This is a genomic window from Bradyrhizobium sp. CCH5-F6 (genome assembly GCF_001556045.1).
Lineage (GTDB): Bacteria > Pseudomonadota > Alphaproteobacteria > Rhizobiales > Xanthobacteraceae > Bradyrhizobium.
In genome coordinates, this window is record NZ_LSIC01000183.1 from 49,202 (window position 1) to 62,374 (window position 13,173).

General features: G+C 63.8%; 13 protein-coding genes. 3 read left to right on the forward strand and 10 right to left on the reverse strand.

The annotated features are described in order from the left end of the window. Nucleotides 1-49: 49 nt before the first annotated feature. The 10 genes from AX729_RS31415 to gltX form a co-directional block, all read right to left on the reverse strand. Complete coding sequence (locus AX729_RS31415) at nt 50-820, reverse strand: outer membrane protein (protein WP_061028056.1); 771 nt, start codon at nt 818-820, stop codon at nt 50-52. A 208-nt stretch (nt 821-1,028) separates the two neighbouring features. After that, nucleotides 1,029-1,208 carry a hypothetical protein gene (locus AX729_RS31420; RefSeq protein WP_061028057.1) on the reverse strand — a complete coding sequence of 60 codons (180 nt, stop codon included), beginning with the start codon at nt 1,206-1,208 and terminating at the stop codon, nt 1,029-1,031. Between the two features lie 143 nt (nt 1,209-1,351). Continuing rightward, nucleotides 1,352-2,119 (reverse strand): SDR family NAD(P)-dependent oxidoreductase, encoded by a 768-nt coding sequence (locus AX729_RS31425; RefSeq protein ID WP_061028058.1) that lies wholly within the window; start codon nt 2,117-2,119, stop codon nt 1,352-1,354. Next, the gene (locus AX729_RS31430) at nt 2,116-3,225 is read right to left on the reverse strand and encodes an ABC transporter ATP-binding protein (protein ID WP_061028059.1); all 1,110 of its coding nucleotides are present in this window, start codon (nt 3,223-3,225) and stop codon (nt 2,116-2,118) included. The genes AX729_RS31425 and AX729_RS31430 overlap by 4 nt, the downstream gene beginning before the upstream one ends. Before the next feature lie 10 nt (nt 3,226-3,235). Then, entirely contained in the window at nt 3,236-4,093 is an 858-nt protein-coding gene (locus AX729_RS31435) for a carbohydrate ABC transporter permease (protein WP_061028123.1), read from the reverse strand. Continuing rightward, nucleotides 4,086-4,991 (reverse strand): carbohydrate ABC transporter permease, encoded by a 906-nt coding sequence (locus AX729_RS31440; protein WP_061028060.1) that lies wholly within the window; start codon nt 4,989-4,991, stop codon nt 4,086-4,088. The genes AX729_RS31435 and AX729_RS31440 overlap by 8 nt, the downstream gene beginning before the upstream one ends. 14 nt (nt 4,992-5,005) lie before the next feature. Beyond that, nucleotides 5,006-6,292 carry an ABC transporter substrate-binding protein gene (locus tag AX729_RS31445; protein WP_061028061.1) on the reverse strand — a complete coding sequence of 429 codons (1,287 nt, stop codon included), beginning with the start codon at nt 6,290-6,292 and terminating at the stop codon, nt 5,006-5,008. Between the two features lie 50 nt (nt 6,293-6,342). Continuing rightward, on the reverse strand, nt 6,343-7,521 hold the full coding sequence (locus tag AX729_RS31450; RefSeq protein WP_197433723.1) for an ROK family transcriptional regulator: 1,179 nt from the start codon (nt 7,519-7,521) through the stop codon (nt 6,343-6,345). Nucleotides 7,522-7,744: 223 nt separating this feature from the next. Next, on the reverse strand, nt 7,745-9,049 hold the full coding sequence (gene gltA / locus AX729_RS31455) for a citrate synthase (RefSeq protein WP_061028062.1): 1,305 nt from the start codon (nt 9,047-9,049) through the stop codon (nt 7,745-7,747). 144 nt (nt 9,050-9,193) lie between these two features. Beyond that, the gene (gene gltX, locus AX729_RS31460; RefSeq protein WP_061028063.1) at nt 9,194-10,621 is read right to left on the reverse strand and encodes a glutamate--tRNA ligase; all 1,428 of its coding nucleotides are present in this window, start codon (nt 10,619-10,621) and stop codon (nt 9,194-9,196) included. 143 nt (nt 10,622-10,764) lie between these two features. Here gltX and AX729_RS31465 point away from each other — a divergent pair, with 143 nt between their 5' ends. From AX729_RS31465 to AX729_RS31475, 3 genes are all read left to right on the forward strand, one after another. Continuing rightward, nucleotides 10,765-12,441: a glutamine--tRNA ligase/YqeY domain fusion protein gene (locus tag AX729_RS31465; protein WP_061028064.1), complete on the forward strand. Its 1,677-nt coding sequence runs from the start codon at nt 10,765-10,767 to the stop codon at nt 12,439-12,441. A gap of 6 nt (nt 12,442-12,447) precedes the next feature. Next, nucleotides 12,448-12,834 (forward strand): YybH family protein, encoded by a 387-nt coding sequence (locus AX729_RS31470; protein WP_061028065.1) that lies wholly within the window; start codon nt 12,448-12,450, stop codon nt 12,832-12,834. A gap of 89 nt (nt 12,835-12,923) precedes the next feature. Then, nucleotides 12,924-13,157 (forward strand): DUF2171 domain-containing protein, encoded by a 234-nt coding sequence (locus AX729_RS31475; RefSeq protein WP_061028066.1) that lies wholly within the window; start codon nt 12,924-12,926, stop codon nt 13,155-13,157. Nucleotides 13,158-13,173: the final 16 nt, after the last annotated feature.

Below are 13,173 nucleotides of genomic sequence, written 5' to 3' on the forward strand. Positions count from 1 at the left end.
TGGCACCACAACAATCACTTAAAACCCGCGGCCGAGCCGGGGCTCGCACTCAGTAGCGCGTCAGACCCGGCCCGCCGAAGCGATAGTTGATACGTGCGGTCAGGATATCCACGTCCTGGCCAATGCTGTTGCTCGTGGCAACGCCTCCAGGCGCGGCCGCGAAGCCCAGCGTCCTGCGATCCAGGAAAATGTGATCGTATTCCACGCCGACCGACCAGTTGGGAGCGAAGCCGTATTCCATACCGACCCCCACGGTCGCGCCCCATCGCGTATCGCTGCTCGTGTTGATGAGCGCGTTGGTCGCTGTGAAGGTGTGGGAGTAGCGACTATCAACCACGGCCGCGCCGCCCTTTACGTACAACAGCGCGTTGTTCCAAGCCCAACCGACCTGGCCGGTAAACAGACCGAAGGCGCGCACCTGGGAATTGATGGTGAGGTCACCCGGCGCGACCACGAAGGCGGGCGACGAGACTCGGGAGCCGTTCAGATCGGCCCAGTTACCCTGCGCCTCCAATCCAAACACCCAGGCGGCCGACTGCCAGCGGTATCCGATCTGACCGCCCGCGACAGCGCCATCTGCGTCGTGGCATCCCTCGGCTGCCGTGAAAGGAGCGCCAGCGAAGCTTACGAAGTCCCAGCAATTGCGGCTTGTACCGTATCCACCGTTGCCGCCAATGTAGAAGCCGCTCCAATCGTAGACCGATGCGACTGCCGGCGGCGGCGCCTTAACGTAAGGGCGGGCTGCCATGTCGGCGGCGTAAGCATTGGTGCTCATCGCCAATGCCGCCACCGCGGCGCCGGCAAGAATTCTCTTTCTCATATGTCGTCCCCTTCGGCTGAAATATCGAAGCAAGTAGACATCATTCAGCGATACTTAGCTGTACCTGCGGAAACACGGGCATGCCGGACGTTCGGCAAAACGAGTTCCCTTCGGTTTTGAGCGTCCAGGTAGAAAAGCATAAGAAAATCAACGAACGACCGTTGCGACGGTGCAAGAATTTCGGGAACCCGATTTTGCTGGGGCCGCGTTACCGATCTTTCCGAAGAGAAAACTGGTTCTTTCGCTTCTCAAAGGCGAGATACTTCTCGACCGTTGCCTGAAGCTCGTCGGCCAATTCCAACCGCCGCTCCGGGGTGTTGAGTCCGCGCTGAAGTTCGAGCACTCGGCCGGCCATTTCCTGGCAAATCCTCGCAAGCGTTCGGTTCATAAGAAAGCTCCCTCCGTACCCGATACGAGAGGAACCTGGTCTTGGATCACATCCAGCCTGCGACGGCAGCAAGCGAGCAGGTTGCGAGTAGACGCTCAGCTGCTGTTTTGATTGCCCGGGACTTGCTGCCAGCCAGCTAAAGTTTAGGCGAGGCCCGCATCGACACGAAAGCACTGTCCAGTGATGCGCTGGCTCTCGTCGGAGGCCAGGAATAGCGCCATGTTGGCGACGTCCTCGGGCGTCACTGCATCGGGAACGGCCTGGCGCGCCCGTACCTCGGCGATGATCTGCTCGTCCGGATACCACAGTCGGCGCTGGCGCTCGGTGATCACCATGCCCGGCGCGATCGCGTTGACGCGAATGCGGTCGGGGCCGACCGACCGTGCCAGCGAATTTGTGAAGCCGACGATGGCGGCCTTCGCAGCGGCATAGACCGGCAGCGCCGGCGCGCCGCGCATCCAGGCGATCGACGACATGTTGATGATCGAGCCGCCGCCACGCGCCTGCATCTGCGGCACCACCGCCTGCGCCGCGAAGAAGACGTGCTTGAGATTGACGCCGATCGTCCAGTCGAACTCGGCCGGCGTCACCTCGGACAGAACCTGCCGTTGGTCGTTGGCGGCGTTGTTGACGAGTACGCAGGCATCGCCGAGCGTGCGGCGGACCTCCGTCATCGCGGTGCGCAAGGCCTCGATGTCGAGGAGATCGCAGGGCACGAACAGCGCTGTGGTCCCGCCTGCGGCCGCGACCTCCCGCACCAGCGTTTCGCCGGCCTCCGTGTCGATGTCGAGGAAGGCGACCCGGGCCCCCTGGGTCGCGAAGGCCCGCACGAAGGCGGCGCCAATGCCGCTGGCGCCACCGGTGATCAACACCACGCGGCCGGCTAGGCCTGAATAAGTCGTCTTCGTCATGCGATCAGTCGCTCCGTCTCGGGGTCGAACAGGCAAACGCGGCGGGTGTCGAGGGCGAAGGAGGCGGATGCCCCGGGCGCGGGGCGGAGGTCGGGCGAGATGCGCGCCATCGCGGGCTCGCCCCCGAGCCGCAGCAACACCATCGTCTCCGCGCCGGTCGGCTCGACCATCTCAACCGGCGCGTTGACGAGGACGGGCGCATCGCCGGAAAAGGCGCGGCTGCCCTCGGCGATGCATTCCGGCCGGATTCCGAACACCACGTCGCGGCCGAGGAAGGGCGCTGCTGCGTCATATCCCTTGAGGCGCAAGCGAACCTCTTCGGGCCGCCCTCCGCCGATGACCACCACCGGCCCGTCATCCCCGGGCTCGAGCCGTGCCGGCATGGTGTTCATCGGCGGCGAGCCCATGAAGCGCGCGACGAACAGGTTGGCCGGGTAGCGGTACACGGTGTCAGGATCGGCGAATTGCTGCACGCTGCCCTGATGCATCACGGCGATGCGCGTCGCCATCGTCATTGCCTCGATCTGGTCGTGCGTCACGTAGACGATGGTGGCGCCGATACGCTGATGCAGCCGCTTGATCTCCATCCGCATCTCGACGCGCAGCTTGGCATCGAGATTGGACAGCGGCTCGTCGAACAGGAAGAGCAGGGGATCGCGCACCAGCGCACGCCCCATCGCCACGCGTTGTCGCTGGCCGCCGGACAATTGCGACGGCTTGCGGCCGAGCAGCGGCTCAATCTGGAGCAGCTTCGCCACGTTCGCGACCGCCTTCTCCTGCTCGGCCTTCGGCACATGACGGCATTCCATGCCGAAGGTGATGTTCTGGCGCACCGTCATCGAGGGATAGAGCGCGTAGGACTGGAACACCATGGCGATGTCGCGGTCCTTGGGCGGGATGTCGTTGACGACGCGGCCGCCGATCTCGATCGTCCCCGCGCTCGCGCGATCGAGTCCGGCGATGATGTTGAGCAGCGTGGACTTGCCGCAGCCGGACGGTCCGACCAGTACCGTGAACTCGCCGCTCTCGATGTCGAGATCGATGCCCTTCAGCACCTCCAGAGTGGCGTAGCGCTTGGACAGGGCGCGAATGCTCAGGGCTGCCATGACAAATCCATCATTTTACGGCCCCGGCTGTCAGGCCGCGGACGAAGTATTTTCCGCCGAGGAGATAGATCAACAGAGTGGGCAGGGCTGCGATGATGACCGCTGCGCTCTGCACGCCATGCTGCGGGATATCCGCGACGGCCGCGGATAGCGCGATGAGAGCTGCCGTGACGGGCTGCTGCTGGCCGTTCGTGAATGTCACGCCATAGAGGAACTCGTTCCAGATATGCGTGAACTGCCAGATCACCGTGACGATCAGGATGGGAGCCGAGAGCGGCAGGATGATGCGCCAGAAGATGCGAAAGAACCCGGCGCCGTCGATGCGCGCGGCCCTGATCAGTTCATGGGGAATGGCGACATAGTAGTTTCGGCAGAACAGCGTGGTGAAGGAGAGCCCCTGGATGGTGTGGATCAGCACGAGTCCCGTCAGTGTGTTGATGAGACCGATGTCCCGCAGCACGATGGTCCAGGGCAGCAGGCGCATCTGCTGGGGAAGGAAAAGGCCAAGGGTCACGATGCCGTAGATCCAGTTATCGCCGCGAAAGCGCCAGAGCGACACGGCGTAACCGGCGATCGCACCGAGCAACGTCGAGAAAATCGTTGCGGGAATCGTGACGAGCGCGGAGTTCAGCATGTACGGCCGGATGCCGGCGCAGGTCTCGGCGACGCAGAAGCCGCTCCAGGCGACCGCGTAATTGCTCCAGGCCCATTGCTGCGGCCAGCCGATCATCGAGGCCTGCGCGATCTCCTCGTTGCTGCGGAGCGAGTTCAGCACCACGACGACCAGCGGCGCGAGCCAGGCCGCGGCGATCAGCGAAACCGCGAGATAGATCAAAATCCGGCTTGGCGTGAAGCTGCGGTCAGGCATGGGCGGCTCGCCGTCGCTGGACATATCGCCACGCCGCATACGGCAGCAGCACCGCTAGAAGAATGAGCAACATGAGGACCGCCGCGGCTGCGCCTCGGCCGAGCAGGCTGCGCTGGAACATCAGGTCGTAGACGACGAGTGCCGGCAGCTGGGTCGCAATTCCCGGCCCGCCATTGGTGAGCGCGCGGACGAGGTCGAACGTCGAAATCGCGAACTGCAACTGGATCACGACGACGGTGATGGTGATCGGCCAAAGCGACGGCAGAATGATGCGCCGGTAGAGTCGGACCGGCCCCGCGCCGTCGATCTGCGCGGCCTTGATGATGTCGGCGTCGACGGACCGAAGGCCGGCAAGGAAGAGCGCCATGGCGAAGCCGGAGGATTGCCAGATCGCAGCGATGACGATGGTCCAGATCGCCATGTCGCGGTCGATCAGCCAGTCGAACTTGAAGGAGGTCCAGCCGAGGTCGTGAACCAGCTTCTGGATCCCGAGGCCGGGATTGAGGAGCCAGCTCCAGACCGTGCCGGTGACCACGAACGACACTGCGAGGGGATAGAGGAAGATGGATCTCAGCACGTTCTCGCCGCGAATGCGCTGATCGAGCAGGATCGCAAGAGCGAGGCCGGTCGCTGCGCTCAGCACCACGAAAGCGCTGCCAAACAGCAGCAGATTGTCGAAGGCGATCTGCCAGTTCCGCGATGCCGCGACCGCCGTGTAGTTGCGCAAGCCGACCCAGCCCGAGACCGGGACGAGCGTGGAGGGCGTGAACGAGATCCAGATCGTCCATAGCGAGAACGACACGAGGTGCGCGGCGGACAGCAGCAGCGGGACCCAGATCGTCAGATATTCGGGCAGCCGGCGCACCCATTCAGGAACCGCCGGCCGGCCCGGTCTCATCGCGGCAACATTGGTCAACGTGCGCCCTCGACGGCCTCGGCGAGGCGGGTGACTGCCTGCTCCGGCTTGATCGTCTTGTTCTTCACGTACTCCGTGATCACGTCGATCATCGCCGCCGTCATTCCATTCTCCTGCGCCATGTTGTGCGCAAGGCTCAGGACGGCCTGATTGCTGGCGATAGCGTCTTTCAGGGCTGCTGCGGTCCGCCGCTGACCGTCCGACCAGCCTTCACCGGAAAGATCGACATCGGTGCGCACGGGGATCGATCCCGTAATCTGCGAGTACATCGTCTGGATCGCCGGATCCATGACGAGCTGGGCCATCAGCGTCTGGCCGGCTTGCAGGTCCGGCTCCTTGCGCTGCCAGAAGATGAACGCATCGGCGTTCAACAGAAAGACCGGCTTGCCGTTGTCGCTGGGACCCGGCGCAATGATGAAGTCCTCGAACTTGAAACCGGCGTTGCGCAAAACGCCCTGCGCCCATCCGCCCATGATCATCATGCCCATGTCGCCGTCGATGAAGCGCTTCAGGTTGGTCGAGAAGTGCTGGGCGCCGACGTTGGGGTCCATCCAGTCGGCGATCCTGCGCACCTGTGCGAACGCGGCCTTGATCTCGGGGCCCTCCAGAGCCTTCTTGTCGAGAGTCATGATCGCGGCGCGATACGCGGCGGGACTGATGCCCGCCAGGGCAGCCTCGAACTTCTGCCCGTCGCCCGGCCGGGTACCGCCGTTGGCGACGGGATGGTTGACGCCGCCTGATTTCATCTTTTCGGCCAAGTCATTGAAGTCCGCCCAGGTGACTGGGATCTTGTCGGCCTTGGCCTTGTCCATCGCGCGTTTGGACAGGAACAGCATGTTGGTGCTGTAGATCTGCAGCGGCAGTGCAATCCATTTGCCTGCCGGCTTGTGCAACTTCGCAAGGTCTGGTGCGACGACCTTCTCGTAACCGGCGGCAGCGACGACGGCGTCGAGATCGACGGTCGGAGCAATCTTCGACCAGGCTGCGATCTCGGGACCCTTGAGCTGCGAGCAGGCCGGTGGATCGCCGGCCATGATCTGAGCGCGCAGCTTGTTCATCATTTCGGTTGTGAAGCCGGGGACGGGCGAGTGCTGCCAAACGCCTCCTTTCTCCTCGAATTTCTTGCCGAGCGCGGTGATGGCCGCCCCGTCGCTGCCCGCTGACCATTGCGAGATCGCGGTCAGGCGCGGCTTGGCCGCGCCTTGCGCCCGGGCGAATGCCGGCAGTGCGAGCGTGGCCGCAGATCCAGCGAGCAGACGGCGCCTTGTTGTCGTGATCGGCATGGCATTTCCTCCCGGTGTGAAAGTTCTTCGCGCGAGCCGTGCAGGCCGCCTCAGGCCGCCTCCGTCGAGGCGACGGGCATCCCGCCACGGCTGGCGAGACAAAAGGCGGCGAAAGCGAGTGCGGCCTGCGGATCGTTGCCGGTCGAGGGCGGCACGAAGGCGATGGATACTTGCGCCAGCTTGCGTCCCCCCAACAGGCAGGCGTCGATCCCGTCGACCACTGCCTTGCGATCCTCTTCAGAGAGAAGCGACGGCCAGCCGCTGATCGCGACGCCGCCGCACGGCTTGACGTTCAGGGTGTTGCCGATCGCGAGGCCGAGCCGGAACAACCGCCGTCGCAACTCCTGACGCACCCGCGCCGACAGCGGGATCGCGTGCACCCATTCGTTGCCGAGCTGGAGCAACTCGGCGCCGGAGACACCGAGGAGATCGGCCAAAGCGGGAAGCGAGGTATAGGCCTCGACGCAGCCGTGATGGCCGCACCGGCAGCGCGGTCCCTGGGGGCCGAACACCATGTGTCCGAGTTCGATCGGTTGCAGGGCATCGGCCTCGACCGGATCATCCATCCAGGCACCGGCAACGCCGTGGCTGACGAGGACGAACAGATGCGTGTCGCTGAACGGATAGTTTTGCGTACGACAGCGGTGAAAGGTGGCGTGCGCGACGACCGAATTGGTGAATTCCAGCGGCACATCGGCAAACATCTCGCCGATCAGACCACGGATACGCTCGACGTCACAGGGAATGATCGGATTGCCCGATACGGTCAACCGGCCAAGACCCGGAATGGAGACTCCCATCTGGGCGAGCGTGATGCGGCGGCGGCGTGTCCAATCGCGCAGCAATGTCATCGCCTCGTGGAACACGCGGCCCACCGTTTCGACCGTGGGCGCCTTCGGCAACGGCAGACGCTCGTTGTAGTGCAGTTCGCCCGAGAGGCCGCCAACCCCGACGCTCAGCCATTGCGCGGTCAGCTCGACGGCCGCGAGTGCCACCGAGCCGTCGAGCGAAACGAGACCGGTCGGGCCGCCGACGTAAGGGGCAGGGCGCCGCACTTCCTCGATCAAACCTTCGGCCTTGAGATCGAACAGGATGCGCGACAGGCTCGCCTCGGACAGGCGCACAGCCTTGGCCAGAGGCGGCCGAAACGAACCGCCCGACTGCAGCAAATGAGTCAAAATGGCAGCGCGCGTCTGCCGCCGACTTCTCGGCTGCTCCGGCATTTCCATCCCTGTCGTCATTCTTACTTAGTGTAAGAATTTGCGCGCGAAGCGTTTCGACTGTCAAGTGTCCGCTGGCGCGATGCGCCGAACTTGTTGTTGTGCGCGGCAGCAAGCAGAGTGCGCCGATTGGGGCGTCAGGTGTGCAAACCGCAGCGAGTTCGCCTGAACCCCAAAACGAAAACGGCGCCATCGAAAGATGGCGCCGTGTCGAAAGTCGTTGGCTCAGGACTTACTTGCGATCCTTGATCGGCACGTAGTCGCGCTTGGTGACGCCGGTGTAGAGCTGGCGCGGACGGCCGATCTTCTGCTGGGGATCCTCGATCATCTCGCTCCACTGGCTGATCCAGCCGACGGTGCGGGCGACCGCGAACAGCACGGTGAACATCGAGACCGGGAAGCCCATCGCCTTCAGCGTGATGCCCGAATAGAAGTCGACGTTCGGATAGAGCTTGCGGTCGATGAAGTACTGGTCGCTGAGCGCGATCCGCTCGAGCTCCATCGCCACCTTCAGCATCGGATCGTCGCCATGGCCGGTCTCCTTGAGCACGGCGTGACACATCTTCTGCATGATCTTGGCGCGCGGATCGTAGTTCTTGTAGACGCGGTGACCGAAGCCCATCAGGCGCACTTCGGAGTTCTTGTCCTTCACCTTGGCGATGAATTCGGGGATCTTGTCGACCGTGCCGATGTCATAGAGCATGTTGAGCGCGGCTTCGTTGGCGCCGCCATGCGCAGGACCCCAGAGGCAGGCGATGCCCGCCGCGATGCAGGCGAACGGGTTGGCGCCGGAGGAGCCGGCGATGCGCACCGTCGAGGTCGAGGCGTTCTGCTCGTGGTCGGCGTGGAGGATGAAGATCTTCTCCAGCGCGTCGGCGAGCACGGGGCTGACCTTGTAGTCCTCGCAGGGCACCGCGAAGCACATGTTGAGGAAGTTCTCGGCGAAGCCGAGCGAGTTCTTCGGATAGATGAAGGGCTGGCCGACGGTGTATTTGTAGGCCATTGCCGCCAGCGTCGGGATCTTCGCGATCATGCGCATGGAGGCGATCATGCGCTGCTTCGGATCGTTGATGTCGGTCGAATCGTGATAGAATGCGGCGAGCGCGCCGACGGCCGCAACCATGATCGCCATCGGATGGGCATCGCGGCGGAAGCCCTGGAAGAAGCGAGCCATCTGCTCGTGCACCATCGTGTGATGGGTCACGCGATGATCGAAATCCTTCTTCTGCTCCGCGGTCGGCAGGTTCCCGTAGAGCAGGAGATAGCAGGTCTCCAGGAAGTCGCCGTGCTCGGCGAGCTGCTCGATCGGGTAACCGCGGTATTCCAGAACGCCCGCGTCGCCGTCGATATAGGTGATCTTGGACTGGCAGCTCGCGGTCGAGGTGAAGCCGGGATCGTAGGTGAACAGGCCGGACTGGCCGTACAGCTTGCCGATATCGATGACATCAGGCCCGACGCTGCCGCTGAGGATCGGAAGATCGTAATTCTTGTTTCCGACCGTCAGCGTGGCGGTCTTGTTGCTTGGTTTTGCGTCCATCGTAGGTCCCCGATGTGTGGTGAAACGGGCCGGAGCCGGAGGCCCCTCAGGAGTTAATGGGGCAGGCCGGAAGTTCCAGAATGTACAGGGAGATGGGTATATTATTGCTGTGTGCGCTGCAAGATCGCCGCGCGCATGGTCGACTTACGTCGTAGATTGATCCTTAAGCCGGCCCAGGCTTTCCTGGCGTCCCAGGACGTCCAGAACCTCAAATATTCCAGGCGACGTCGTCCGCCCGGTGAGCGCCGCCCTGAGCGGCTGGGCGACCGCGCCGAGCTTGAGACCATTTTCCTCGGCAAAGCTGCGCAGCGCGGCTTCGGTGCTGGCGCCGCTCCACGTCTCGACTTTCTCCAGCGCGGAATGAAGCTGGCCGATGAGCTTGCGGTTCTCGGGCGTCAGCAGCGCTTGCGCCTTGGGATCAAGCTGCAGCGGCCGGTCGGCGAAGATGAAATAGGCGCCGTCGATCAGCTCGATCAGCGTCTTGGCGCGCTCCTTCAGGGCCGGCATGGCCTTCAGGAGCTGCGCGCGCGTGGCGTCGTTTAACTTGGCCTTAAGCTCGTCGCGGCTGGGCACCACGTGATCGAGCACATCCTCGAACATCTTCACGAGTGATTGATCGTCGGCGTGGCGGATGTAGTGGCCGTTGAGGTTTTCCAGCTTGGCGAAATCGAAGCGGGCGGCGGCGCGGCCGACGCTGGCGAGGTCGAATGCCGCGATCATCTCCTCGGTCGAGAAAATTTCCTGATCGCCATGGCTCCAGCCGAGGCGCACCAGGTAGTTGCGCAGCGCGGCCGGGAGGTAGCCCATGGCGCGGTAGGCATCGACGCCCAGCGCGCCGTGGCGCTTGGACAGCTTCGAGCCGTCCGGGCCGTGGATCAGCGGGATGTGGGACATGCTCGGCAGGGCCCAGCCCATCGCGTCGTAGATCTGCTTCTGGCGCGCGGCGTTGATCAGATGGTCGTCGCCGCGGATCACGTGGGTGACGCCCATGTCGTGGTCGTCGACCACCACCGCGAGCATGTAGGTCGGGTTGCCATCGCCGCGCAGCAGGACGAGATCGTCCAGGTTCTCGTTCTGCCAGACCACGCGGCCCTGGACCTGATCCTCGATCACGGTCTCTCCGGTCTGCGGAGCGCGCAGGCGGATGGTGGGCTTGACGTCGCCCGGAGCCGTGGCCGGATCGCGGTCGCGCCACATGCCGTCATAGAGGCGGGTGCGTCCCTCCGCGCGCGCCTTCTCGCGCATGGCGGCAAGCTCCTCGGCGGTGGCGTAGCAGCGATAGGCCTTGCCGTCGGCCAGCAGCTGCTCGGCAACCTCGCGGTGTCGGGCGGCGCGGGCGAACTGGTAGATGACCTCGCCATCCCAGCCGAGCTCCAGCCATTTCAGGCCGTCGAGAATGGCAGCGATGGCGGCCTCGGTGGAGCGCTCGCGGTCGGTGTCCTCGATCCGCAGCAGCATCTTGCCGCCGTGCTTCTTCGCATAGAGCCAGTTGAACAGCGCCGTGCGGGCACCCCCGATATGGAGGAAGCCGGTCGGCGAGGGAGCGAAGCGCGTGACGACGGAATCGGACATTCTTGGCAGGGCCTATGCATTGGAGGCGGTGGTATATATCAGGACCGGAGCATAACTAAAGCCCGACGGCGGACATGCTAAGGCTTGGCGCGGCCCAGCGAATTTGGCAGAAGGACCGCTGATTTCCCTACAGGATTTTCGTGATGACAGAACCGGTGGCGACTGAGGTTGGGCGCGATTTCATTCGTGACATCATCCAGGCCGACCTCGATCAGGGCAAGTACAAGGAGGTCGTGACCCGGTTCCCGCCGGAGCCGAACGGCTATTTGCACATCGGCCACGCCAAGTCGATCGCACTCAACTTCGGCATCGCCCAGGAGTTTCCGGGCCGCTGCCATCTCCGCTTCGACGACACCAACCCGGTCAAGGAAGAGCAGGAATACATCGATTCCATCCAGGCCGACGTGCGCTGGCTCGGCTTCGACTGGGGCAAGAACCTGTTCTTCGCCTCGGACTATTTCGACCGCCTGTACGAATGGGCGGAGCAGCTGATCCGCGACGGGCTCGCCTATGTCGACGACCAGACCCAGGAGGAGATCCGCCTCACGCGCGGCACGCTGACCGAACCCGGCAAGAACTCGCCGTTCCGCGACCGCAGCGTGGAGGAGAATCTCGACCTGTTCCGCCGCATGAAGGCCGGTGAATTCCCGAACGGCGCGCGCGTGCTGCGGGCCAAGATCGACATGGCCGCGGGCAATATCAATCTGCGCGACCCCGTGCTGTACCGCATCCTGCATGCGCACCATCCGCGCACCGGCACCAAATGGAGCATCTATCCGAGCTACGACTATGCGCATGGGCAGTCGGACGCGATCGAGGGCATCACGCATTCGATCTGCACGCTGGAGTTCGAGGACCACCGGCCGCTCTATGACTGGTTCATCGAGAAGCTGCCGGTGCCGTCCAAGCCGCACCAGTATGAGTTCGCGCGGCTCAACCTGACCTACACGCTGCTGTCCAAGCGCGTGCTGACCCAGCTCGTCCGGGACGGACATGTCGCGGGCTGGGACGATCCGCGCATGCCGACCATGGCGGGGATGCGCCGCCGCGGCGTGCCGCCGGCTGCCCTTCGCGAATTCGTCAAGCGCATCGGTGTTGCCAAGGCCAACAGCGTGGTCGATGTCGGCATGCTCGAGTTCTGCATCCGCGAGGAGCTGAACCGCACCGCGCAGCGCCGCATGGCGGTGCTGAAGCCGCTGAAAGTGGTGATCGAGAATTATCCGGAAGGGCAGACCGAGGAGCTCGAGGCGATCAACCACCCCGACGATCCCTCGGCCGGCACCCGGAAGATCACGTTCGGCCGCGAGCTCTACATCGAGCAGGACGACTTCATGGAGAACCCGCCGAAGAAGTTCTTCCGCCTGTCGCCGGGCAACGAGGTGCGGCTGCGCTATGCCTATTTCGTCAAGTGCACCGGCGTGATCAAGAATGACAAGGGCGAGGTGGTGGAGCTGCGCTGCACCTACGATCCCGCGACCAAGGGCGGCAACGCCCCCGACGGCCGCAAGGTCAAGGCGACCATGCACTGGCTGCCGGCGGCGGCATCCAAGCCGGCGGAGATCCGCATCTACAACCAGCTGTTCTCAAATCCGAGCCCGGATGCCTCGAACTTCGCGGCCGACCTCAATCCGAACTCGCTGGAGATCCTGTCCGATGCGCGGGTCGAGGCGTCGGTCGCGGAGAGCAATTCCACCGAGCCGATGCAGTTCGAGCGCCAGGGTTATTTCGTGCGTGACAAGGACTCGACGCCGGGCAAGCCGGTGTTCTCGCGCACAATCGGCCTGCGCGATACGTTCGCCAAGGAAGTCGCGAAGGGTTGATGCGCAATGAGCAGCGAAGCCGACGCCGTCGTTTCCGCCGTCATCGCGAAATGGTGCGCCGGCTTCGCGAAGCTCGATGCGGCCGCGCTGTCTTCGCTCTATGCGAAGAACGCGTTCTTCTTCGGCTCCAACCCGAAACTCTATCGGGGCAGGGACGGGGGCGCCGACTATTTCAACGGGCTGCAGCGATGGCGCAGGCCGAGCGCGACGTTCTCGGAGGTGAACGCCGCGCATGCAGGTCCTGACCTGATCAATATGGCTGCAACCATCACGTTCGACCTTGCAGGCGAGCGTCCCGATCTCGTCGTCAAGATGAGCTGGGTCCTCATCCGCGAGGACGGCGAGTGGAAGATCGTCAATCATCACGCCTCGTCGCAGGCACCGCTGATCTGACGCGCTTGGCTGCGCACGGCATCGTCATCGGACGGGGGAAACGAACGAGGGATTGGTGCGTTGGCTGGGAGTCAACAAAGGATCCCGCCATGCAGAACATCGCAGAGCATATGGAAGTCATCGGCGCCGACGGCGTTCATGTCGGTACCGTCGATCGTGTCGAGGGCAATCGCATCAAGCTGACCAAGAAGGACAGCGGCGAAGGCAGCCACAAGGGTCACCATCATTTCATCGACAAGAGCCTCGTTGCCGACGTCGAGGGCAACAAGGTCCGGCTGTCGGCCAAGGCCTCGGTCGCGGTGACCATGGAAGAGGAAAAGTAGGGCGCCGCGCTGCCTG